The sequence below is a fragment of the Streptomyces sp. LaPpAH-108 genome (assembly GCF_000373625.1).
Taxonomy (GTDB): Bacteria; Actinomycetota; Actinomycetes; order Streptomycetales; family Streptomycetaceae; genus Streptomyces.
In genome coordinates, this window is record NZ_KB891995.1 from 181085 (window position 1) to 203744 (window position 22660).

At 68.9% G+C, this 22660-nt stretch carries 24 protein-coding genes; 11 read left to right on the forward strand and 13 right to left on the reverse strand.

The features are described from left to right. The first annotated feature begins 273 nt into the window (after positions 1 to 273). Positions 274 to 1140 (forward strand): GNAT family N-acetyltransferase, encoded by an 867-nt coding sequence (locus tag B079_RS0119855; RefSeq protein WP_018547586.1) that lies wholly within the window; start codon positions 274 to 276, stop codon positions 1138 to 1140. A 69-nt stretch (positions 1141 to 1209) separates the two neighbouring features. Here B079_RS0119855 and B079_RS0119860 read toward each other — a convergent pair whose 3' ends face one another. Both B079_RS0119860 and B079_RS0119865 read right to left on the reverse strand, forming a co-directional pair. Next, on the reverse strand, positions 1210 to 1632 hold the full coding sequence (locus B079_RS0119860) for a GlcG/HbpS family heme-binding protein (protein WP_018547587.1): 423 nt from the start codon (positions 1630 to 1632) through the stop codon (positions 1210 to 1212). A 104-nt stretch (positions 1633 to 1736) separates the two neighbouring features. Further along, positions 1737 to 2945, reverse strand: coding sequence for an MFS transporter (locus B079_RS0119865; RefSeq protein ID WP_018547588.1), 1209 nt, complete (start codon positions 2943 to 2945; stop codon positions 1737 to 1739). 146 nt (positions 2946 to 3091) lie between these two features. On the opposite strand from B079_RS0119865, the gene B079_RS0119870 reads away from it, so the two are divergent. Together B079_RS0119870 and B079_RS0119875 are read left to right on the forward strand one after the other, a co-directional pair. Then, entirely contained in the window at positions 3092 to 3550 is a 459-nt protein-coding gene (locus B079_RS0119870) for a MarR family winged helix-turn-helix transcriptional regulator (RefSeq protein ID WP_018547589.1), read from the forward strand. A gap of 11 nt (positions 3551 to 3561) precedes the next feature. Beyond that, positions 3562 to 4014, forward strand: coding sequence for a GNAT family N-acetyltransferase (locus tag B079_RS0119875; protein WP_018547590.1), 453 nt, complete (start codon positions 3562 to 3564; stop codon positions 4012 to 4014). 88 nt (positions 4015 to 4102) lie between these two features. On the opposite strand, the gene B079_RS0119880 is transcribed toward B079_RS0119875, so the two are convergent. Beyond that, on the reverse strand, positions 4103 to 5491 hold the full coding sequence (locus tag B079_RS0119880) for a serine hydrolase domain-containing protein (protein ID WP_026248869.1): 1389 nt from the start codon (positions 5489 to 5491) through the stop codon (positions 4103 to 4105). 70 nt (positions 5492 to 5561) lie between these two features. Further along, entirely contained in the window at positions 5562 to 6242 is a 681-nt protein-coding gene (locus B079_RS0119885; protein ID WP_026248870.1) for a TetR/AcrR family transcriptional regulator, read from the reverse strand. Positions 6243 to 6313: 71 nt separating this feature from the next. Between B079_RS0119885 and B079_RS0119890 the strand changes: the two genes are divergently transcribed. Further along, positions 6314 to 7423 carry an FAD-dependent oxidoreductase gene (locus tag B079_RS0119890; RefSeq protein ID WP_018547593.1) on the forward strand — a complete coding sequence of 370 codons (1110 nt, stop codon included), beginning with the start codon at positions 6314 to 6316 and terminating at the stop codon, positions 7421 to 7423. Positions 7424 to 7651: 228 nt separating this feature from the next. On the opposite strand, the gene B079_RS0119895 is transcribed toward B079_RS0119890, so the two are convergent. After that, a complete protein-coding gene (locus tag B079_RS0119895; RefSeq protein WP_018547594.1) occupies positions 7652 to 8194 on the reverse strand; it encodes a hypothetical protein in 543 nt (180 codons plus the stop codon). Between the two features lie 285 nt (positions 8195 to 8479). Here B079_RS0119895 and B079_RS0119900 point away from each other — a divergent pair, with 285 nt between their 5' ends. From B079_RS0119900 to B079_RS36455, 3 genes are all read left to right on the forward strand, one after another. Next, positions 8480 to 9721 carry a hypothetical protein gene (locus B079_RS0119900; protein WP_234016823.1) on the forward strand — a complete coding sequence of 414 codons (1242 nt, stop codon included), beginning with the start codon at positions 8480 to 8482 and terminating at the stop codon, positions 9719 to 9721. A gap of 322 nt (positions 9722 to 10043) precedes the next feature. Further along, positions 10044 to 10442: a hypothetical protein gene (locus B079_RS0119905; protein ID WP_018547596.1), complete on the forward strand. Its 399-nt coding sequence runs from the start codon at positions 10044 to 10046 to the stop codon at positions 10440 to 10442. 153 nt (positions 10443 to 10595) lie between these two features. Then, positions 10596 to 10838: a hypothetical protein gene (locus tag B079_RS36455; RefSeq protein ID WP_018547597.1), complete on the forward strand. Its 243-nt coding sequence runs from the start codon at positions 10596 to 10598 to the stop codon at positions 10836 to 10838. A gap of 12 nt (positions 10839 to 10850) precedes the next feature. Here B079_RS36455 and B079_RS0119915 read toward each other — a convergent pair whose 3' ends face one another. From B079_RS0119915 to dnaB, 3 genes are all read right to left on the reverse strand, one after another. Beyond that, positions 10851 to 11237: a LysR family transcriptional regulator gene (locus B079_RS0119915; protein WP_234016824.1), complete on the reverse strand. Its 387-nt coding sequence runs from the start codon at positions 11235 to 11237 to the stop codon at positions 10851 to 10853. 481 nt (positions 11238 to 11718) lie between these two features. After that, positions 11719 to 12183 carry a TnsA-like heteromeric transposase endonuclease subunit gene (locus B079_RS0119920; protein WP_018547599.1) on the reverse strand — a complete coding sequence of 155 codons (465 nt, stop codon included), beginning with the start codon at positions 12181 to 12183 and terminating at the stop codon, positions 11719 to 11721. Positions 12184 to 12652: 469 nt separating this feature from the next. Then, positions 12653 to 14131 carry a replicative DNA helicase gene (dnaB, locus tag B079_RS0119930; protein ID WP_026248871.1) on the reverse strand — a complete coding sequence of 493 codons (1479 nt, stop codon included), beginning with the start codon at positions 14129 to 14131 and terminating at the stop codon, positions 12653 to 12655. 459 nt (positions 14132 to 14590) lie between these two features. On the opposite strand from dnaB, the gene B079_RS0119935 reads away from it, so the two are divergent. Beyond that, the gene (locus B079_RS0119935; RefSeq protein WP_018547601.1) at positions 14591 to 15928 is read left to right on the forward strand and encodes an MATE family efflux transporter; all 1338 of its coding nucleotides are present in this window, start codon (positions 14591 to 14593) and stop codon (positions 15926 to 15928) included. Between the two features lie 199 nt (positions 15929 to 16127). On the opposite strand, the gene rplI is transcribed toward B079_RS0119935, so the two are convergent. The 4 genes from rplI to rpsF all read right to left on the reverse strand — a co-directional run bounded on the left by rplI (position 16128) and on the right by rpsF (position 17823). After that, on the reverse strand, positions 16128 to 16574 hold the full coding sequence (gene rplI, locus B079_RS0119940) for a 50S ribosomal protein L9 (RefSeq protein ID WP_018547602.1): 447 nt from the start codon (positions 16572 to 16574) through the stop codon (positions 16128 to 16130). 18 nt (positions 16575 to 16592) lie between these two features. Further along, positions 16593 to 16829: a 30S ribosomal protein S18 gene (gene rpsR / locus B079_RS0119945; protein WP_003949403.1), complete on the reverse strand. Its 237-nt coding sequence runs from the start codon at positions 16827 to 16829 to the stop codon at positions 16593 to 16595. 41 nt (positions 16830 to 16870) lie between these two features. Beyond that, the gene (locus B079_RS0119950; protein ID WP_018547603.1) at positions 16871 to 17455 is read right to left on the reverse strand and encodes a single-stranded DNA-binding protein; all 585 of its coding nucleotides are present in this window, start codon (positions 17453 to 17455) and stop codon (positions 16871 to 16873) included. 77 nt (positions 17456 to 17532) lie between these two features. Further along, on the reverse strand, positions 17533 to 17823 hold the full coding sequence (gene rpsF / locus B079_RS0119955; protein WP_003975025.1) for a 30S ribosomal protein S6: 291 nt from the start codon (positions 17821 to 17823) through the stop codon (positions 17533 to 17535). A 278-nt stretch (positions 17824 to 18101) separates the two neighbouring features. On the opposite strand from rpsF, the gene B079_RS0119960 reads away from it, so the two are divergent. From B079_RS0119960 to B079_RS0119970, 3 genes are all read left to right on the forward strand, one after another. Beyond that, positions 18102 to 18419, forward strand: coding sequence for a hypothetical protein (locus B079_RS0119960; RefSeq protein ID WP_018547604.1), 318 nt, complete (start codon positions 18102 to 18104; stop codon positions 18417 to 18419). Positions 18420 to 18611: 192 nt separating this feature from the next. Continuing rightward, positions 18612 to 19733, forward strand: a complete 1122-nt coding sequence (locus B079_RS0119965; protein WP_018547605.1) for a lipid II:glycine glycyltransferase FemX — start codon at positions 18612 to 18614, stop codon at positions 19731 to 19733. A gap of 100 nt (positions 19734 to 19833) precedes the next feature. Then, a complete protein-coding gene (locus B079_RS0119970) occupies positions 19834 to 20865 on the forward strand; it encodes an alanine racemase (RefSeq protein WP_018547606.1) in 1032 nt (343 codons plus the stop codon). A 95-nt stretch (positions 20866 to 20960) separates the two neighbouring features. Here B079_RS0119970 and B079_RS0119975 read toward each other — a convergent pair whose 3' ends face one another. Continuing rightward, the gene (locus tag B079_RS0119975) at positions 20961 to 22454 is read right to left on the reverse strand and encodes a glycosyltransferase family 87 protein (RefSeq protein ID WP_026248872.1); all 1494 of its coding nucleotides are present in this window, start codon (positions 22452 to 22454) and stop codon (positions 20961 to 20963) included. Positions 22455 to 22660: the final 206 nt, after the last annotated feature.

Consider the following 22660-nt stretch of genomic DNA (forward strand, 5'->3'; position numbering starts at 1 on the left):
GCGGACCGACCCACAGCACTCGTTCCGCAGCCTTCCACCGGGCTCGGACACCGCGACGGTGTACCCGAAAAAGCGGTTCTTCGGACTCTTCGTCCGGTTAGGCTGTTCGTTCCTCAAGTGGCGGACAGAGCAATGGATTTGATCCGCTACCGCCCAAGGGTCCGTGTTTCACGTGAAACAGTCATACGCCTCGGTCGCTCGGACGCGTGAGGGCCGACGAGGCTTTCCCTAAACCGGTGGACGCTGCCCGCCTGATCCGACACCCTGACCTGCGTGCCGACGCCTCCTCTCGCCACTCTGCCCATCCGCTGCCTGACCCTGCGCGACCTGACCGCGTGCGCCGACCTCTCCGAGAACCGGCAGTGGCCGCGCGAGGAACACAAGTGGGGCCTGCTGCTGACCGCTGGGCGGGGATACGGCATCGACGACCCCGAGGGCGGTCTCGTGGCCGCCTGTGTCGTCACCGAGTACGGCCCGGAGGGACGCCCGGATCTCGGTGCCCTCGGGATGGTCCTGGTGGCCGAGCGTCATGCCCGCCGAGGCGTGGGGCGGCGCCTGCTGCGGCACGTGGTGGCAGCCGCAGGCGCCACACCGCTGACCCTGCACGCCACGCCCATGGGCCGACCGCTCTACGAGGAGCTGGGCTTCAAGGTCGTGGGGCACGCCGACATGTTCAGGGGCGACTTCGTCCCGTCCGGGGCGCCGGAGCCGGTGCCGACCCGCGCCGCGACCGCCGAGGACCTTCCCGCGATCCTCCGGCTCGACGCGGAGGTGTTCGGCACCGACCGCACCCCGCTCATCGCCCGTCTGCCCGCCTTCGCCGACCAGCTGCGCGTGGCGGAGGAGGCGGGACGGATCACGGGCTACGCCGCCGCCTGGCCCAACATGGACACGCATGTGGTGGGGCCGCTGATCGCCCGCGACACGGAGACGGCGAAGGCCCTCGTCACCTCGCTCGCGGCCCGCACCGAGCGCCCGTTGCGCACCGACATCGACATGCGCCACGAGGAACTGCGCACCTGGCTCATGGCACGGGGTCTGGAGCACGTGGCCGTCAACGCCGTCATGACCTGTGGGATCGCCGATCTGCCGGGGGACTGGACGCGGCGGTTCGCCCCGCTGACGGTGGCGGCGGGCTGAACACACGACGTGTGCGGGCCCCGGCTGTCTCCAGCCGGGGCCCGCACACGTCACGACGTGACGGCTTCGTCAGGCGTCGAGCGCGCGCACGGCCTCGGTCGCGAAGCCGTGGTCCTGGTCGGGGGCACCGCCGCCGACGCCGATGGCGCCGATGAGGCGGCCGTCGCGGTGGACCGGGATGCCACCGGCGATGAACAGCAGGGGGCGGTCGAGCGCGGTGGGCAGCGTGTGGAAGAGGGCGCCGGGCTGCACGGCGTCGACCAGGTCGGCGGTGGCCGCGTTCAGCTGGAGCGCCGTGTAGGCCTTGCGGGTGCTGGTCTCGCCGGAGATCAGCACGGCCCGGTCGTCCCGGCGGAAGGCGAGCAGGTGGCCGCCCGCGTCCAGCACGGTGACGCTGACCGTGACCCCGGCGGCCTCGGCGGCCTTCCGCGCCGCCGCGATGAGCAGTTCGGCGTCCTCGGTGGTGAGCGGGGTGATGGTGGTGGTGCTCATGGTGGGGGTTCTCCTTGGATCTTTCTGAGGTGCTGCCGTGCGGTCCGGAGACGGTGCGATGACTCCAGCTCGGACGGCGGTCAGGGGGTCGGGAAGGGGCGGGCTCAGTGGTGCACGGCCGCCCGCTGCGCGACAGCCGCGTCGGGAGCGGCAACGGTGCCGGTCGTGCCGTCACGGCGCTCCAGGGCGGCCGACAGGAAGGCGAGGACCAGTGCGGCGGCGGCGAGGGCGGCGCCCACCCAGTTCGGGGCGGTGTAGCCGAAGCCGGCCGCGATGACCATGCCGCCGAGCCAGGCGGAGAGCGCGTTGCCCAGGTTGAAGGCGCCGATGTTCACGGCGGAGGCCAGGGTCGGAGCGCCGTGCGCCTGGTCGAGCACGCGCTTCTGCAGGGGCGGGACGGTCGCGAAGCCCAGGGCGCCGATCAGGGCGATGGTCACGGCGGCGGCGATCTTGTTGTGCGCGGTCAGCGTGAACAGCGCGAGGACCACGGCCAGGACGCCCAGCGAGACGTACAGCATCGGCATCAGGGCGCGGTCGGCGAACTTGCCGCCGACCAGGTTGCCGCCGACCATGCCGAGGCCGAACAGGACCAGCAGCCAGGTCACCGAGCCGTCGGCGAAACCGGCGACGTGGGTCATCATCGGGGCGATGTAGGTGACGGCCGCGAAGACTCCGCCGAAGCCGAGGACGGTCATCGCCATGGCGAGCAGGACCTGGGTGTTCTTGAAGGCGGCCAGCTCATGGCGCAGACGCACGCCCTCGGGGCGCGGCATCTCGGGCACCAGCCGGGCGACACCGGCGAGGCCGACCACGCCCAGCGCGGCCACGATGCCGAAGGTCACCCGCCAGCCGGCGTGCTGGCCGACGAGCGTGCCCAGCGGCACCCCGACCACGTTCGCGACGGTGAGGCCGGTGAACATCATCGAGATGGCGCCGGCCTTCTTGTCCGGGGCCACCAGGTCGGCGGCGACGACCGAGCCGATGCCGAAGAAGGCACCGTGGGCGAGGGACGCCACCACGCGCCCGGCGAGCATGAGCCCGAACACCGGGGCCACGGCGGAGAGCAGGTTCCCGGCGATGAACAGGCCCATGAGGATCATCAGCATCCGCTTGCGCGAGACCTTGGTGCCGAGGACGGTCATCAGCGGGGCGCCGATCACCACGCCGAGGGCGTAGCCGGTCACGAGCAGGCCCGCCGTGGGGATGGAGACCCCGAAGTCGCCCGCGACCTGGGGCAGCAAGCCCATGATCACGAACTCGGTCGTCCCGATTCCGAAGGCCCCGATCGCGAGGGCCAGAAGCGCGAGAGGCATGAGGGGGGGTACACCTTCCCAGACGATTGCAGGAGCGCTTTGCGCGCTTCAACAATAATTGCAGGCGCGGGTTAAATGCAATCGCTGGATATTGCGGGTGATGCTCTACCCTGGAACCCGGCCGCTCGGGACGGAGGAGAACGCCCATGACCGCGACGGACCCCGCACTCACCGCCCTGGCTCAGAGCTGGTGCGCGCTGTCGCTGCTGCACGGGAGGATCGAGGCGCACATCGAGCGCGCCCTCCAGGCGCGGCACGAGCTGAGCGTGCGCGAGTACTCCCTGCTCGACGTGCTCAGCCGCCAGCACGACGGCGAGGGCGGCCATCTCCAGATGAAGCAGGTGGCCGACGCGGTCGTGCTCAGCCAGAGCGCCACCACGCGCCTGGTGACCCGCCTGGAGGACCGGGGCCTACTGGAGCGCTATCTGTGCCCCACCGACCGCCGGGGCATCTACACGAACGTCACCGAAGCGGGCCTGGCCCTGCTGGAGCAGGCGCGTCCCACCAACGACGCCGCCCTGCGCGAGGCGCTGGACGCAGCCGCCCTGAAGCCCGAACTGGCGCCCCTGGTCAAGGCGGTGGAGTCCCTGCACGCGCCCGCCTAGGGTCAGGGATCATGGAACAGACGGACATACGGCGGGCCGGACCGGACGACATCCCGGCGATCGTCGCCCTGCTGGCCGACGACCCCCTCGGCGCCCAGCGCGAATCCCCCGACGATCTGACGCCCTACTACGCCGCGTTCGCGCGCCTGGACGGCGACCCGAACCAGCACCTGGTCGTCGCCGTCCTGGACGGACGCGTGATCGGCACCCTGCACCTCACGGTCATCCCCGGGCTCTCCCGCAAGGGCGCGGCACGGGCGCTCATCGAGGCCGTCCGTGTCCACGCGGACCAGCGCGGCAGCGGACTGGGCAGCGAACTCATCCGCTGGGCCGTCGAGCGGGCCCGTGAACTCGACTGCACCCTGGTGCAGCTGACCTCCGACAAGACCCGCACCGACGCGCACCGCTTCTACGAGCGCCTCGGGTTCACGGCCTCGCACGAGGGCTTCAAGCTGAGCCTCTGAGCGCCCGCGTACCGCGGAGTCCTCCTCACACGGCGATTGGGCCCTGTTTCACGTGAAACAGGGCCGAATCCCTCAACTGCCGTCGCGTCTAAGCCTGCTCGCTCCCCCGCCAGCCGCGCGAATCCACACCACCCGGCACCGGCGCCTCCGGGTCGTACGGCTGCCGGGTGAACACGAACGAGCCCACGTCGAGATGGCTCGGCGTCCCGTCCGGACGCCGTACGGCGCGCAGCACCTCACCGGCGTAGTAGCCCTCCAGGCCGGTCCAGGTACCGTCGCCGTTCGGGCGGAACCGCGCACGGCGGCCGGTCCCCGAGAGCGGGCCGAGCACGAGTCCGTCGGCGGACACCCGCAGGCCGAAGGCATGTGTCCCCCAGTACCACTGCCCGGCCAACTCAAGGACTTCCGGATCGACTTCGGGCAGCGGGCGCCAGGGCTCCGGGATGCGCGGTTCGGCCTCGGCGACGATGCGGACGAGATCGGCGCCCACCGCACCGACCAGCGGGCCGCTCGTGGCGTTGGCCAGCACGACCGCCGCGACGTCGTCGTCCACGCTGATGACGAGGTTCGCCACGAAGCCCGGGAGCGAGCCGGAGTGGCCGACGAGGAGCCTGCCGTCCCGGTGCTGGAGCTGCATCCCGAGGCCGTAGGCGGAGCCGTCCGCCAGCTCCGCGGGCTCGGCGGGTGCGGCGGGCGTCCGCATCTCCCGGACCGACTCCGCGCTCAGCACCCGGTCGTCCCCCTCGGCCAGGAAGACGGCGAACCGGGCGAGGTCGCCGGTGGTCGACCAGAGCTGTCCGGCCGGTGCCATCCGGCCCAGGTCCTCCAGCGGCTCGGGCAGCAGCGCGTCCGCCCAGGGATGCACCGCCCAGCCGCCCGCGTGCGGGGCTTGGGGCTGGACGGTGGTGCGGTGCAGGCCGAGCGGTTCGAGGATCTCCTCGCGCAGCACCTGCTCCCAGGGGGCGCCGCGCAACTCCTCCACCAGCGCGCCGAGCAGGGTGTAGCCGGGGTTGGAGTAGTGGAAGCGCCGGCCGACCGGGTGCGGCGAGGGGTGCTCGCCGAGCACGTCGCTCAGCTCGGGACGCAGCGAGCCCGGCGTCCGCTCCCACCAGGGCCCGGGTGACTCGGCCGCCAACCCCGCGGTGTGGGCGAGTAGTTCGGCGACGGTGGCCTCCCCGGCGCCGGTGCCCGGCAGATGCTTCTCCAGCGGGTCGCCGAGGTCCAGCAGCCCCTCGTCCCGCAGCCGCATCACCAGGACGGCGGTGAACGTCTTGGTGAGGGAGCCGATCCGGTACTGCACGTCCCCGTCCGGCTCGTGCCCCTCCACCGAGGACCGCGCCCCCTGCCACACGACCCGGCCGCCCCGCACCACCGCGGCCACCAGCGACGGCGCCCGCCCCTCGGTCTGCGCGACGGCGATCCGGTGCAACAGCGCCCGTCGCGTTCCCGGCAGCAGTTCTTCATGAGATGTCGTCATGCGCCCAGTCCATCCGCTGAAGGGCGGCACGTCGAGTTCTTTGATCCGGTCCCGCTCGGCGGGCCGCGCGTCATCTGGAGACGCGGGCCTCGATGCCGTCGAGCAGGAAGTCGAGGCCGAGCCGGAAGGTGGCGTCGGCGTCCAGGTGGGCGGCATCGCGCACCACCGTGGCCAGGGCGGGGAACCGGCCGGTGGCGAAGGTCCGGCGCAGATAGGGCCCGAGCGCGGCCTGCCAGTGCTTCTCGTCCATGCCGCTGGCCCGCTCGGCCCGCCGCTCGGCGATCTCACGGCGCACGGCGCCGATGACGTACGCGTTAACCGAGGCGACCACCGGCATGGCGGCGTCCACGCCGAGGTCGCCCAGCGCGGCCACCACGGTCTCCCCGTTGGCCAGCGCGTGCGGCCCGAGCTGCGGTCGTCCGCCGAGCAGATCGGCGAGCCATTCGTGCTCGTGAGCGGTCTGCCGGGTGGTTTCGGCGAGGGAGCGCAGCATGGCCCGCCAGTCGTCTCCGACCGGACGGATCTCGGCGTACATCGCGTCGACCATCAGGTCGAGCAGCTCCTCCTTGCTGTCGATGTAGCCGTACAGCCGCATCGGGCCGACGCCCAGTACGGCGGCGACCTTGCGCAGCGACACCGCCTCCAGGCCGTCCGCGTCGGCCAGCTGGATCGCCGCCCGCACGATCCGTTCCCGGCTCAGCGGGGTCGGAACGGGTCGATTCGGCGGCTCCGGCCGCTCCCACACCAACATGCCGCCAACATTACAACGCATCGAGCGATACAGTGTATCGATCAGTACGGTGTATCGAAGGGGAGGCAACCATGACCATCGCCATCGTCGGAGCCGGGCTCGGCGGCCTGGCGCTCGCCCGTGTGCTGCACGTGAACGGCATGGAATCCGTAGTGTACGAACGGGAAGCGTCACGCGCCGCGCGCGGTCAGGGCGGCATGCTCGACATCCACTCGGGCCAGCGGGCGCTGCGCGAGGCCGGTCTGATCGACGGGTTCCACGCGATCGCCCGTGGCGAGGGCCAGGACATGCGGCTCCTCGAACCGGACGGCACCCTGCTGCTCCAGGAGGACACGCCCGACGACGCCCCGCTCGACCGTCCCGAGGTCGACCGCGCCGATCTGCGCGACCTGCTGCTGGATTCCCTCCCCGAGGGCATGGTGCGCTGGGGGCACGCGGTCACCTCCGCCGACGACGGCCTGCTGCGCTTCGCCGACGGCGGCAGCGCGCCGTACGACCTGCTGGTCGGCGCGGACGGTGCGCGGTCCCGGGTCCGTCCGCTGCTCACCGACACCCGCCCGGTGCACATCGGCCAGAACGTCGTCGAGATCGGCATCCCCGACATCGACCGCACCCACCCCGACCTCGCGGCGATGGTGGGACGCGGCAACTACTGGGTGCTCGGCGACGGGGTGTCCCTGGCCGCACAGCGCAACGGCGACGGCCGGGTCCGCATCGGCATCAGCTTCTACCACACCGGCGAGGACTGGTTCGCCACCAGCGGCATCCCGTTCGACGACCCGGCCGCCGCCCGGGCGCGGCTGATCGACCTGCTCCCCGGCTGGGACGCACGGTTCACCGCGCTGATCGCGGCCTGCGACGACATGGTCGTGCCGCGGTCGATCACCATGCTCCCGGTGGGCCTTACCTGGCCGTCGGCACCGGACGTCACCCTGATCGGCGACGCCGCGCACCTGATGCCACCGACCGGAGAAGGCGCCAACATGGCCCTGCTCGACGGCGCCCTGCTCGCTCTCGCCCTCGCCGCACACCCGGACGACTACCCCGCCGCAGTCAAGGAGTACGAACACGAGATGTTCGACCGCACCGGCGCCATCGCCCGACAGTGCGCACGCATCCACGCCATGCTGATGTCGCCCGACGCGGCTCAACAGATGCTGGCGTTCTTCCAACCGAGCTGACGGAACCACCGCCGTGACCAGCGCGGGGAACCAGCCTGTGTAGGTTCTCGCTTTCGATGTCATGTGCCGACGCTGTGACCTTGACATCCCTCTTCAGTCTCAGGCGATGTCGGCCGACGGCTGTCTCAGATCGGTGTCATTTCCTCAGATTGTCCAGCAGACTGCACCGCCTGTCCGCATACCCGGCCTGGGTGCACCACCACGTACGGAGATACGTGCACCAGCGGCTCATGCCACGGTTCGGTCCTCGTGCATGGTGATCTGCTGGCCGGGCTGGACGTGCGTCCAGTGGGAGGGAGTGAGGGGCACAAGGCGAACCGTGGCTCGCCCACCAGGCTCCAGCATGGGCATGTTCTCAACCCAGAGCCCAGCGATGCTGACCGCACGTCCGCCGGTGGGTGAGAGGCGTCCGATGTCCCACATGGGCCGCAGAACACCGCCGCCGGAGATTGGCGTCGTGCGTCGCGCCTCGGCAGCAGGGCGGAGCGTCAGATCCGCCCGGATCACACCGTTGCGGATCTCGGAGCATCGCCAATGGCACCACGTCGCGCTCCGCTCCAGCTGGAGCTCCTCAGCCGCTTCGGCGAGTTGCTCCCAGAACGCCAGAGGGAGCGAGCGAGCGTCCCCGAGCTCCTCCAGCAGGACCAGGGCGATCTCCCACTCGTCGTGGACGAGGTAGTCCCAGATGTCTCGCACCGTGATGTCGTTCTCGGTGGCGGCCTCTTCCGGAACCAGCAGGGAAGCTGCTTCGAGCAACTCAAGGACGTCCATGCGCTCATTGTCGACCACATGAAAGTGCTGCCCGGTCTGAATTGTCAGACCCTGCGCTTAGAGTGCGGCGAGAAGGGGCCGGTCCCGAGGCCGCCAGCACCGGAAAACGGCAGCCTCCCTGGTCTGCTCGGGGGTGGTTTCGACCCAACCGGCGTCCAGGCATCGTTAAGAGCCACGAGTGCAGCCTGTCAGCCCGGCCCCTTTGAGTACCTAATCGGAGTCAGTATCGAGCGACCCGGTGCATCGCACCCGCCCCGGGTACATTCACCGCGATCGGAGAGCATCGTGAAGAACAGCCCGTTGTGGCGAGTGGTTGACAACCAGAGTGGTACCCAGTCCATCGTCAGCACGCCCTCCGAGGCGGTCGCGTTCGTCAACAGCCGGTTCGACACCGATGACGACGACGAGCCGTTCAGCATCACCGAGGTCGGCCCTCTCCTTCCGAAGCCGCTCGGGATCATCACCGCATGGGCCGCCAAGAAGGACGGCGAGCGAACCGACGGGCGTACTGCCCCGATCACCATCAGGCCGGTTGTGACGGACAACGCCAGCGAGTGCGATGACGTCGTGCTCTGGGGCGACGTGTACGTCTCCTGGGACCACGACATGTACACCGTCGAGGAGCCGGACGGCTCCGAGTACAGCGAGGCTTACAGCGCAGCCGAGTTGAGCGCGATCCTCGACGAGTACGCCGACGACTACGAGTACGCGCCTGAAGGGCCCGACAGCCACAGGTGGCCGAAACCGGAAGAGTTGATCACCTACGGCGCCCAGGAGTGTGCCAAGCGGTTCGGGCACCTCGACGACGACGCCCTGCTGTGGCTCGCTGCCACCCGCATCACGCTCGCCGTGTGGCGCAACACACCCGTCGAGAACTGGCATGCCGGTATGAGTCCGCTCCACGACGGCACGATGATGCGGATCAACGTGGCAACCACCCGACTCGTGCGCTCGATGCTGTCGTTCGACCATGTCGACTGGATCGCTGTCGGTCTCGCGATCGTCAACCCGTCTCGGGTTCTACCGACAGGGCAGTCCGTGCTCGAGCTCGGGCTGTCCTGCCACAACGCTGACGACCCGGCGCATGAGGTTGATCCGCGAGAAGAACTCGCGGAGATGGCACAGGTCGCGATCTCATGGGGGCGAAGCTACTGCCTTCGCGAGAAGGAGTTCGGCCTGCGAACCCTGATCGAATCCTTCTGCGCGTTCGACAACGGCTGGTTCGGAGCTCCGAGTTGGGGGCGCGTCGTCGATCGGTTCCTTACGGCTGTCGACGACCGGGAGAATGCGCACTGGCACATACACCGGGACAAGCCTTGGTTCGACGAGTGGTTCACCAACCGGCCGGCCGACATTGCGGACACCACGGAATTTCGTCGGCTGCTCCTTGCCGGGCCCGACCTGCTGTCCGAGGAGGCCGCCGAATGGTGCGTGGATGGTGCCATCGGCTACGTCTGCCAGGACGACCACGCGAACGACTGCTGGCGGTGCGGTATCCCACTGGCAACGGAGTCCCCCAACGAGTGAACGTGGGCACCAGCATAGAAAAGCATCAATCCACTGACCGCGCTCTTTCCCGCCTACTCGGCGGCCTCCCCTGCTTGGGGAGCCAGTCGCGGCTCCACTGACTGGAGATGTGCGGGTGCTTCTGACGGATCTGTGGCAGCAACGCTGGCCCGGCTGGCCGGTCGGTCACAAGCTCCGTGAGCCCTACAGGAATGTCTGGGTCCGCTTCCACAGTCCGTCGGGTCTTTGTCATCAGCATCACCGGCCTGCCGGTTTCTTGATAACCACGGCTTCCACGACACGGAGGTCGAGCAGGTCGCCGGATCTCCGGGATCATGACGCCATGCAACTCCGATACTTCAATCAGACCGGATGGACCGCCATCTTCAATGGCACTGAGACCGAGATCGGTCGCATGGTGCGTGTGGAGGGATGGGATCCCGCAACCGGGGCAGCCTTGGTGGTCGACCCGCAGCGAGGGGCATTGCGCCAGGTCACGGACTACGTGGACTTCTCCCACTTGGAGCGGGCCGATCAGGTCGTTGCCGCGATACCCGGTGGGGGATGGCGGGCACACTGGACGGATGAAGGGCCGGGTGGATCACCTCTCACGGAGCAGGTGCTGGCCTGGTTGATCACTTCGCAGGGCCGGGCGACTGCCATCACGGTCGATGCTCAGGGGCATGTGGAGGACGCCGACAGCGCCGACGCCTTCATACCGCCGGGTGAGGAGCTTCAGTGACGGCGTCGATGCCGCAACAGGCGGGCCCGGCGTCTGAGGGTCGGGCTTCTGATGCCGCCTGGGAGGCTCCCTACTACCGGGTTCGGGCCGCCGGCTTCCAGGGGCTCTTCCTCGTGGAACCGGACGAGGCGATCGAGGAGGTCTGCAACGTCGATGCCGAGGTTCATCTTGCCGACGTCGCGCTGGAGTTCCACGATCTTCGCTCTCGCCGAGGTGGATCGGCTCATGCGGAGCTGGGAGGCGAGCGGAGAGGCGGTCTCCGGGCAGTGCTTCTTCTGCGCGGACGGGCTGATCGTGCGGAATCCCGGCATCGGCAGCATGGTGCGCGTGATTGCCGGGCTGGTGGCATCAGGCGAGTTCGACGGGGTGGTTCGGCGCATTGCCGACCCTGAATGATCATGCTGTGTCTCAGGGCATCGTGTTGTCCTGCATCTTTCGAATGGCCTTGAGCACCTTCTTCCCCAGGGGAGTGAGCGTCATGGGCCTTCTGCGTTCCGCCCGGATCAGGAGTGGTCCACCGAGTTCTCGTTCGATCCGGTTGATCTGTGCGACGAGGGTGAAGGTGTTGAGACCGAGGGCTGCTGCCGCCGCGCTGAGGCTGGGGTGGGCGGACGCGGCGGCGAATCGGCTCAGGCGTTCGTCGGTGCCTCGGCCGGTGAGCGCGGGCCGGAGGATGCGCGATGCTCGGTCGGCCTCGTCGGCGGCTCGGAGTGCCTGGTTGTGGCTGGCGCTTCCGCGTGGTCGCAGGGGGATGCTGTGGGTCTTGGCCCAGCGCGCCATGTTCGAAGTGCTCATGCCCTTCTCGCGTGCGAGGTCGGGGAGTGTGCGATGGCAGCCATCGTCGGATGGTGCGATCGGTGACTCCGAGTTCCGCAGCCTTCGCCGCATAGCGTGCCTCCAGCGTCAGCGTCGGCGTGTACGGATCCTGCGGTTCGCCTTCACTCGCGACTTCAGCAGTGCCGGACCGATATCCGGTGAGAAGCTCCCGAACGTGCTCGGCCCGCTCCAGGAGCTGCCGCCTGTCGTCCTCGTCCAACTGCCCCAGCAGCACCTAGGCGATTTCCTCGGCATCGTCCGAGGACGGTCCAGATCCCTCGGGATAAGGGTGGCTCGGTCGGAGAACAACAGTTCCCGCAAAGACAGCCGCAGGATCCTGCCGTGGTGGTCCTTGAGGACGACCTCGTTGCCAGCCGTGGTGGCGGCCATCTCGACCACCTCGACGGTCTCCCGTCGTAGCGGAAGTGTGTACCGACGCCAACCCGCGCCCCTGCCCTGCTCACGCCGCCCTCCTCAGCATGTGCGCCGGGCTGAACGGTCGGTCGAGATCAATCGTGAACTCTTGTGTCCACAGCAAGTGATAGATCGCGGCCTGGACTTGCTCCTCCGGATATTCGGGAAAGCTGCCCGCAGCACGACGCAAGGAGACTCCGTCGAGCTGAGCGCTTCGGAGCTCGTCGACGAGCTCACGACCGAACAGCCAGTCCCTGGGGTAGCCCGACAGGAACCGGACGTCCTCCAGCTCAACCGAAGGTGGATCGCTCCAGACCTCGTACCTCCAACCACGAACCTCCACAGCCTCACGGGTCCAGTCGAATGTGAAAGCCACCTCCGACTTGGACAACCGATGCAGTGGCTTCACATCCACGACCACGGGCCCGTCGTCGGTAACCAGGAGGTAGTCCGGGATGTGCTTGCGGACAACGCCGTCCACCTCGGCCTTGAGCAGAAAGGGCTGGGTCACGATGGAACGGACGGACGGCTCGAAATCAGCGAAGAGGAGCCGCGCCAGTTCAGGCGCGACTCGTAGATGATGTGGTCGCACGTCGTGGCGGACCAGTAAGTACCCGAATAGTGCCGCTGACCCCCATACCAGCGGAAGGTCCGCCAGGGTGCCGCTGCCGCAAGCCCGTCGACCGATGACGCGGTCTACTCCCGGTTCTCGACCAGGCCGCCGTTCGCGTTCCGCAGGCTCACGGTGATCGATGCCGCGCTCAGCCCTGCCACCATGAGTCATCCCCGGATCGTCGGCAGCCTCCTCTGCGAACGCTACGTTCGCATCCGCGCGAGGCGTCCACGCCGGACCTGAAGCAAGGCCACCCGAACGAGTGATGGGATTGGCCGCGATTCTCAATCCCGTGTCAGATCGGTCAGTCACATGACATAGCGACTGAGAAAATGACACGGGATTTGAGAACCTACAACCTGACCGGTCAGGTCTGGGCCATGTCCACGAAGCGGGAGTAGTGGCCCTGGAAGGCGACCGTGATCGTGGCGGTGGGGCCGTTTCGGTGCTTGGCGACGATCAGGTCGGCCTCGCCCGCGCGGGGGGACTCCTTCTCGTAGGCGTCCTCGCGGTGGAGCAGGATGACCATGTCCGCGTCCTGCTCGATGGAGCCCGACTCACGCAGGTCGGAGACCATCGGCTTCTTGTCGGTGCGCTGCTCGGGGCCACGGTTCAGCTGGGACAGCGCGATCACCGGGATCTCCAGCTCCTTCGCGAGGAGCTTGAGGTTACGGGACATGTCCGAGACCTCCTGCTGACGGCTCTCGGCGCGCTTGGAGCCGCCGGACTGCATCAGCTGGAGATAGTCGATGACGACCAGCTTCAGGTCGTTGCGCTGCTTCAGACGGCGGCACTTGGCGCGGATCTCCATCATCGACAGGTTCGGGGAGTCGTCGATGTAGAGCGGGGCGGCCGAGACGTCCGGCATCCGGCGGGCCAGCCGGGTCCAGTCCTCGTCGGTCATCGTGCCGGAGCGCATGTGGTGCAGGGCGACGCGCGCCTCGGCGGACAGCAGACGCATCGCGATCTCGTTGCGGCCCATTTCGAGCGAGAAGACCACGCTCGGCAGGTTGTGCTTGATCGAGGCGGCCCGTGCGAAGTCCAGCGCCAGGGTGGACTTACCCATGGCGGGACGCGCGGCGATGACGATCATCTGACCCGGGTGCAGGCCGTTGGTCAGGGAGTCGAAGTCCGTGAACCCGGTGGGCACACCGGTCATCTCGCCGCTGCGCGAGCCGATCGCCTCGATCTCGTCGAGGGCGCCCTCCATGATGTCGCCGAGCGGCAGATAGTCCTCGCTGGTGCGCTGCTCGGTGACGGCGTAGATCTCGGCCTGGGCGCTGTTGACGATCTCGTCCACGTCGCCGTCGGCCGCGTATCCCATCTGCGTGATGCGCGTACCCGCCTCCACCAGGCGGCGCAGCACCGCGCGCTCGTGGACGATCTCGGCGTAGTACTCGGCGTTCGCCGCCGTCGGCACGGTCTGGACGAGGGTGTGCAGATACGCCGCACCGCCGACCTTGTTGATCTCGCCGCGCTTGGTGAGTTCGGCCGCGATCGTGATCGGGTCGGCCGGCTCGCCCTTCGCGTAGATGTCGAGGATCGCCTGGTAGATCGTCTCGTGCGCGGGCTTGTAGAAGTCGTGGCCCTTGAGGATCTCGACCACGTCGGCGATGGCTTCCTTGGACAGCAGCATGCCGCCGAGGACGGACTGCTCGGCGTCCAGGTCCTGGGGCGGCACCCGCTCGAAGGAGGAACCTCCACCGTCCCAGTCACCGCTGTCCCGGCCGCGGTCGTGCTGCTCACCGCGGCCCCGGCCGGTCTCGCCACGACGGCGGGAGGCGGGCAGACGATCGCTGGGTCCGCTGTCGGCCCACGGATCGTCCAAGGGCTCGGAAATGCTCAACCGAGCCACCTCCTCCCGTCCGCACAGCGGACCTCGCCACGCCTCTTTTGTACGGCACGGCACTGACAAAATGAGAGGCCCGGCTCCGGGTCCGGCGCGTCGGTGCACGACGTTTTCCAGGGCCGGGGCAGGGAGCGGGCGCCGGACCACGGTAGGCCCCTCGGCACCTTCAGCCAATCTGGTTATCCACAGGCCATGTGGACGACGGCCCAGATGCTGTGGAGAACTCCCCGAAACCTGTGCACGACCCGGTGGACAGCCCTGTGAACAAGACCTCGATTCCCCGAGCAGGACCATCCTGACCTGCATCTTTGTCGTCCACTGGCTGTGCAGAAGAAAAAACTCCCCAGCCGGACCAAGATCACCTCGAACAACGCGCGAACGTACGCGATCCAAGACCGAGAGTAAGGGTCGCAAGGCAATTGCATCGCTTACCTGTGGACGGATACATTGACGCCCATGACACAGGCTCCAGCGATCCCCCCGACCACGCGCCGACGGCACGACCGAGAGATCATCGCCCTCGCGGTCCCGGCCTTCGGCGCGCTCGTCGCCGAGCCTCTGTTCGTCATGGCCGACAGCGCGATCGTCGGCCACCTCGGCACGGCCCAGCTCGCCGGTCTCGGCGTCGCGACCGCGCTCCTCACCACCGCCGTGAGCGTCTTCGTCTTCCTCGCCTACGCCACCACGGCCGCCGTCTCCCGCCGTGTCGGCGCCGGTGATCTCCCGGCGGCCCTGCGCCAGGGCATGGACGGCATCTGGCTGGCCCTGCTCATCGGCGTGGCGGTCATCGCGGTGGTCCTGCCCCTGGCGCCGGACATCGTGCGCCTCTTCGGCGCCTCCGCGACGGCGGCGCCGTACGCCACCACCTATCTGCGCATCTCCACCCTGGGCATCCCGGCCATGCTCACGGTGCTGGCCGCCACCGGTGTGCTGCGCGGTCTGCAGAACACCAGGACCCCGCTGTACGTCGCCGTCGGCGGCTTCGTCGCCAACGCCGTGCTCAACGCGCTGCTCGTCTACCCGGCCGGGCTCGGGATCGCGGGCTCGGCCTGGGGCACGGTCATCGCCCAGTGGGGCATGGCCGCCGTCTATCTCCTCGTCGTCGTGCGCGGGGCACGGCGGCACAAGGCGTCGCTGCGGCCCGACCTCGCCGGTATCAGGGCATCGGCCCAGGCGGGCGTTCCGCTGCTGGTCCGCACACTGTCCCTGCGGGCGATCCTCATGATCGTCACGGCGATGGCGGCCCGCCTCGGCGACGCGGACATCGCCGCCCACCAGATCGTCCTGTCCCTGTGGAGCCTGCTGGCCTTCGCGCTGGACGCGATCGCGATCGCCGGGCAGGCGATCATCGGCCGGTACCTCGGTGCCGCCGACGCCCCGGGCGCACGTGAGGCCTGTCGCCGCATGGTGCAGTGGGGCATCGCGGCCGGAGTCGTCCTCGGGGTGCTCGTCGTGGCCGCCCGACCGCTGTTCCTGCCGCTGTTCACCGGTGATTCCGTGGTGCGGGACGTGGCGCTGCCCGCCCTTCTGGTGGTGGCGCTCTCCCAGCCGATCTGCGGGATCGTCTTCGTTCTGGACGGCGTCCTGATGGGCGCGGGCGACGGACCCTATCTGGCCTGGGCGATGGTGATCACCCTGGCCGTGTTCACGCCGGTGGCGCTCCTCGTCCCGGTGCTGGGCGGCGGGCTCACCGCGCTGTGGGCGGCCATGACCCTGATGATGACGGTCCGCCTGCTCACCCTGTGGCTGCGGGCCCGCTCGGGCAAGTGGATCGTGACGGGCGCGAGCCGCTGACGCGGTGCCCGGCTCCGGTACCCGGCTCCGGTACCCAGCGCCGAGGCGTCGGGCCGCCGTTGTCCCGGTTTCACGTGAAACATGCCGCACCGACACCCGACCCATAGGCCACCGACGCTCCATCGCGTCCGGCGCCGCACGCGAAGAGGGGCCGCCCAGTGGGACGGCCCCTCTCTCAGCTGTTCAGCTGCGCACGGCGTCAGGCCGCGACAACCTCGACGCTGACCGTGGCGGAAACCTCGGGGTGCAGACGCACCGAGGTCTCGTGGGAGCCCAGGGTCTTGATCGGGGCGGACAGCTCGACACGGCGCTTGTCGACCTCGGGGCCACCGGAAGCCTTGATCGCGGAAGCGACGTCGGCCGGGGTGACGGAACCGAAGAGACGACCGGCGTCGCCGGAGCGAACGGCCAGACGGACCTTCACACCCTCGAGCTGGGCCTTGATCTGGTTGGCCTGCTCGATGGTCTGGATCTCGTGGATCTTGCGGGCGCGGCGGATCTGCGCCACGTCCTGCTCGCCGCCCTTGGTCCAGCGGATAGCGAACTTCCGCGGGATCAGGTAGTTGCGGGCGTAACCGTCCTTGACGTCGACGACATCGCCGGCGGCACCGAGGCCAGAGACCTCGTGGGTGAGGATGATCTTCATGTGTCGGTCACCCTTCCCTTATCGCGCGGTGGACGTGTAGGGCAGCAGCGCCATCTCACGGCTGTTCTTCACGGCCGTGGCGACGTCACGCTGGTGCTGCGTGCAGTTGCCGGTCACGCGGCGGGCACGGATCTTGCCGCGGTCGGAAATGAACTTCCGCAGCATGTTCGTGTCCTTGTAGTCCACGTACGTGACCTTGTCCTTGCAGAAAGCGCAGACCTTCTTCTTAGGCTTGCGCACAGGCGGCTTCGCCATGGTGTTTCTCCTGTGTGATCAAGAAGTGGGGATGCGAGCCCTTAGAAGGGGGGCTCGTCCGAGTAGCCGCCACCGCCGCCGGAGCCACCGGAGCCGCCGCCCCAGCCGCCGCCACCCTGGTTGCCACCGGCGGGAGCGCCGGAAGCCCACGGGTCGTCGGCAGGAGCGCCGCCCTGGTTGCCGCCGGAGCCACCGCCCCAGCCGCCGCCACCGCCGCCGCTGTATCCGCCCTGGCCGCCGCGTGCGCCGCCGCCACCGCCGCCGGAGGTCTTGGTGACCTTCGCCGTCGCGTTGCGCAGGCTCGGGCCGACCTCCTCGACGTCCAGCTCGTAGACCGTGCGCTTGACGCCCTCACGGTCCTCGTAGGACCGCTGCTTCAGCCGGCCCTGCACGATGACGCGCATGCCGCGCTGGAGCGACTCCGCGACGTTCTCCGCCGCCTGACGCCAGACCGAGCAGGTCAGGAACAGGCTCTCGCCGTCCTTCCACTCATTGGTCTGCCGGTCGAAGGTGCGGGGAGTGGACGCGACGCGGAACTTCGCGACCGCCGCACCGGACTGGGTGAAGCGCAGCTCGGGGTCGTCGACAAGATTGCCGACGACCGTGATGACGGTCTCGCCTGCCATGGGGGAACCTCTCGGCGGGATTGCTTCTCTGGCTGCTTGGTTGCTACTCGAATCCCGAGATCAGCTGAGCCGAGGGCTCAGTGCATCTCGGGGCGGAGGACCTTGGTCCGGAGGACCGACTCGTTCAGGTTCATCTGGCGGTCGAGCTCCTTGACGACCGCAGGCTCGGCCTGCAGGTCGATGACCGAGTAGATGCCCTCGGGCTTCTTCTTGATCTCGTACGACAGACGACGACGGCCCCAGGTGTCGACCTTCTCCACCTTGCCGCCGCCATCGCGGACGACAGAGAGGAAGTTCTCGATCAGCGGGGAGACCGAACGCTCCTCGAGATCGGGGTCGAGGATGACCATCACCTCGTAGTGACGCATGTGGAACCCACCTCCTTTGGACTCAGCGGCCACGGTCGTTCCGTGGCAGGAGGGTCGTGATGCGTGCGCAACGGTATCGGCCGCCACTGACAGTCGGAGGCTTCCAAGGAAGTTCCGCGCAGTGACCTGGAAAGGTGCGGGCAGACACCGGTGCAGACGTTACAGAGTACCCGCACACCGGCTTCCGGTTGAAATCAGGCCGTGGGGGCAGCCAATCTGTACACATCGGGTGTGTAAGGCGCTACAGTGCGCCGCCGCTATCCGCAGGAGGTGCCCCCATGGCACAGGCATCGTTCCCGAACATCGCCGGCTCCCTCTTCGCCACCGACGGCAAGCCCCATCCGGTTCAGGACACCCTGACCGTGGCGACGCTGGTCCTCGGACTGCTCTCCTTCATCACGTCCTTCTTCCCCGGCCTCCACCTGCTCGCCTCCTGGGCCGGCCTGGTCGGGCTCGTCGGCGGCGCGTACGGGCAGTGGATCTCGGTGACCACGCGCGAGCGTTTCGGCCTGGTCCTGGGCCTCGGTGCCTCCGGCATCGGCTTCCTGATCGGCATGGCCAACGGCGGCCTGTTCGGCGGTGTGATCGGCGGCTGACCCACCCGTCACCCCGCGCACAGCACTCCTTCACCTCATCCACGAAGACACCCGGGGGCACCTTCCCGGCCACCGGCCGGGAAGAAGGTGCCGTACGCCCCAGTCGGGGCGCTCGCACCGGGCAGTAGGCTTCGCGCGAGAGCCGGAGCCCCTGTACCCATGGGGACACACCAGCCCGAGGAGCGCCCCGACATGAGCCTGACCCTGAGGACCATCAGCCGCGAGCAGCATCTGGCGTATATCCAGAGCCTGCCGGCGGCGAGCCACATGCAGGTCCCGGCATGGGCAGATGTGAAGGCCGAGTGGCGTTCGGAGAGCCTGGGCTGGTTCGACGAGCGCACCGGCGAGATGGTCGGCGCCGGGCTGATCCTCTACCGCCAGCTGCCCAAGATCAAGCGCTACCTCGCCTACCTCCCCGAGGGTCCGGTCATCAACTGGTTCGCGCCGAACCTGGAGGACTGGCTCCAGCCGATGCTGGCCCACCTCAAGCACCAGGGCGCGTTCTCCGTGAAGATGGGCCCGCCGGTGATCATCCGCCGCTGGAACGCGGAGACCATCAAGAAGGGCATCCAGAGCCCGGACGTGAAGCGCCTGCGCGACATGGAGGCCGACTTCATCGAGCCGCGCGCCTTCGAGGTGTCCGACAAGCTGCGCCGCATGGGCTGGCAGCAGGGCGAGGACGGCGGCGCCGGCTTCGGCGACGTGCAGCCCCGCTACGTCTTCCAGGTGCCGCTGGCCAACCGCTCCCTGGAAGAGGTCCACAAGAACTTCAACCAGCTGTGGCGCCGCAACATCAAGAAGGCCGAGAAGGCTGGTGTCGAGGTCGTCCAGGGCGGCTACCAGGACCTGGCGGAGTGGCAGCGGCTGTACGAGATCACCGCCGTGCGCGACCACTTCCGGCCGCGCCCGCTGTCGTACTTCCAGCGCATGTGGACGGCCCTCAACACCGAGGACCCCAACCGCATGCGGCTGTACTTCGCCCGCCACAACGGCGTTAACCTGTCGGCGGCGACCATGCTGATCGTCGGCGGCCACGTCTGGTACTCCTACGGCGCCTCCGACAACATCGGCCGCGAGGTCCGCCCCTCCAACGCCATGCAGTGGCGCATGCTGCGCGACGCCTACGCGCTCGGCGGCACCGTCTACGACCTGCGCGGCATCTCCGACTCCCTGGACGAGACGGACCACCTGTTCGGCCTGATCCAGTTCAAGGTCGGCACGGGCGGTCAGGCCGCCGAGTACCTGGGCGAGTGGGACTTCCCGCTGAACAAGCTGCTCCACAAGGCGCTCGACATCTACATGTCGCGCCGCTGAGCAGCGAACCTTTGATTCCATAGGCCTCGGGCGGCCCGCACCGGCCGCCCGGCTCCACCCCTTGATCCACCCCAGCCACGAGAAAGGTTCCGGTCCGGCCATGGCGCTCACGCTCTACGTCGACACCGCGCGCTGGCGGGCGCACCACAAGCACGTGCAGGAGCAGTTCCCGGGGCTCGTCCCGGTCTGCAAGGGCAACGGCTACGGCTTCGGGCACGAACGGCTGGCGGAGGAGGCCACCCGGCTGGGCTCCGACATGCTGGCCGTCGGCACCACGTACGAGGCCGCGCGCATCAAGGACTGGTTCAGCGGCGACCTGCTCGTGCTGACGCCGTACCGGCGCGGCGAGGAGCCGGTGCCGCTGCCGGACCGCGTGGTGCGCTCGGTGTCGTCGGTCGACGGGGTGTACGGCCTCGTGGGCGCCCGTGTCGTCATCGAGGTGATGTCCTCGATGAAGCGGCACGGCATCAGCGAGCAGGACCTGCCGCAGCTGCACCAGGCCATAGAGAACGTCCGCCTGGAGGGCTTCGCCATCCACCTCCCGCTGGACCGCACCGACGGCACGGACGCGGTCGACGAGGTCATCGGCTGGCTGGACCGGCTGCGCGCGGCCCGGCTGCCGCTGCACACCATGTTCGTCAGCCACCTCAAGGCCGACGAACTCGCCCGGCTCCAGCAGCGGTTCCCGCAGACCCGGTTCCGCGCGCGCATCGGCACCCGGCTGTGGCTGGGGGACCACGACGCCACGGAGTACCGCGGTGCCGTCCTGGACGTCACGCGCGTGGCCAAGGGCGACCGCTTCGGCTACCGGCAGCAGAAGGCGGCCTCCGACGGCTATCTGGTGGTCGTGGCGGGCGGCACGTCGCACGGAGTGGGACTGGAGGCCCCGAAGGCGCTGCACGGCGTCATGCCGCGCGCCAAGGGCGTCGCACGGGCCGGTCTCGCCACGGTGAACCGGAACCTGGCCCCGTTCGTCTGGAGCGGCAAGCAGCGGTGGTTCGCCGAGCCGCCGCACATGCAGGTGTCGATCCTGTTCGTGCCGTCGGACGCCCCCGAGCCGAAGGTCGGCGACGAACTGGTGGCCCATCTGCGGCACACCACCACGCAGTTCGACCGGATCCTCGACCGCTAGAGGCGCGAGACGGAAACGGAAAGGCCGTGTACGAGCAGCTCGTACACGGCCTTTCTCCTGCCCGGAGTCCCGCTCGGGGCCTGGGCGCGCCCGGCTCAGGACGTGGGCTCGCCCCGCACTCCCCACTCCATCCGAAGCATCTCGGCGGGTTCGGCGGGCCTCCGGTCGTGGGCCGCGCCGCCCAGGACGAACACGTCCGGCGCGCCGTCGAGGACCCCGCCCGAGGGGTCGTCGTCCCCGGCCCGGCGCACCACGTCCCGCTCCGGCAGCAGGATGTCCCGGACGATCACGGCGCACAGGTACAGCGTGCCCAGCAGATGCAGGGCGATCGCCCACTGGTAGCCGTGCGTGGGCAGGCCCTTGTGGGCGTCTCCGCTGGTCGTGTACGCGAGGTACATCCAGATGCCGAGGAAGTACGCCACCTCGCCCGCCTGCCAGATCAGGAAGTCCCGCCACTTGGGCCGGGCCAGCACGGCCAGCGGCACCAGCCAGAGGACGTACTGCGGGGAGTAGACCTTGTTGGTGAGGATGAAGGCGGCCACCATCAGGAAGGCCAGCTGGGCGAAGCGCGGGCGGCGCGGGGCGAGGAACGCCAGCGCCGCGATCCCGAGGAAGGCGAGCACGACCAGCGCGCTGGCCGCCGTGTTCACGAAGTCGATGCTGGGCGGGCTGCTGGAGTTCTGCGCCCAGATCAGCCAGAACGAGCCGAAGTCGACGCCCCGGTCGTGGCTGAACGTGTAGAACTTCGACCAGCCCGGGAAGGCGAACAGCATCACCGGCAGGTTCACCACGAGCCACGCGACCACGGCCCCGGCCACCGCCTGGAAGAACGGCCGCCACTTGCCCGCCCGCCAGCACAGCACGAGCAGCGGCCCGAGCAGGAAGACCGGGTAGAGCTTGGCGGCCGTGGCGAGCCCGAGGAGCACACCGAAGGCGACGGGGCGGCTCCGCGACCACATCAGCATCGCGGCGGCCGTCAGGGCCACCGCCAGCAGGTCCCAGTTGATGGTGGCGGTCAGGGCGAAGGCGGGCGCCAGGGCGACCAGCAGACCGTCCCAGGGGCGTCGGCGGTGCGTACGGGTCACGCACACGGCGATGACCGCGGCGCAGACCATCAGCATCCCGGCGTTGGCGAACCAGTACCACTGCTCCTGCTGCTGGATGCCGCCGCTGCCCGGCGTGAGCCAGGCGGCGACCTCCATGAACACACCGGTCAGGACCGGGTATTCGAGGTACTCCATGTCGCCCGGGAGCCTGTCGAAGTACGGCACGAGCCCATCGGCGAAGCCGCGCCCCTGATAGAGGTGCGGGATGTCCGAATAGCAGGCGTGCGTGTACTGCGAGCTGGCCCCGAAGAACCAGGCACCGTCGTAACAGGGCGCCTTCTGGACGAGGCCGAGGGCGAACATGCCGATCGCCACCAGGGCGATGACCCGGACCGGTGTCCACCAGGACGTTCCGAGCAGGGCGCGCCGCCCGACCGGGCCACCGATCAGCTCACTGCCGACCGCGGCGATCTCGTCCTCCCGGGTCGGTCGTACCGTCTCCGGCTCGGCCACGCGCACGGGCGTCGTTTCAGCACTGGGCATGGGGCACATCCTGCCGTATGCGTATGCGGCGGGGCCGCCCCCACACAGGATGCCGTCCGGAGCGGACGTGCCCGCACATTCCCGCCGCGAGGAGTGGAGCCGTGAGGACGGGAAACGTGAGGGTACGGCTGCGCTCGTGAACGGCTCGTGAACGACCGACCTGCCCGGTAAAACCGGAAATCCTGGCGGGATTACGCCAGGGATTT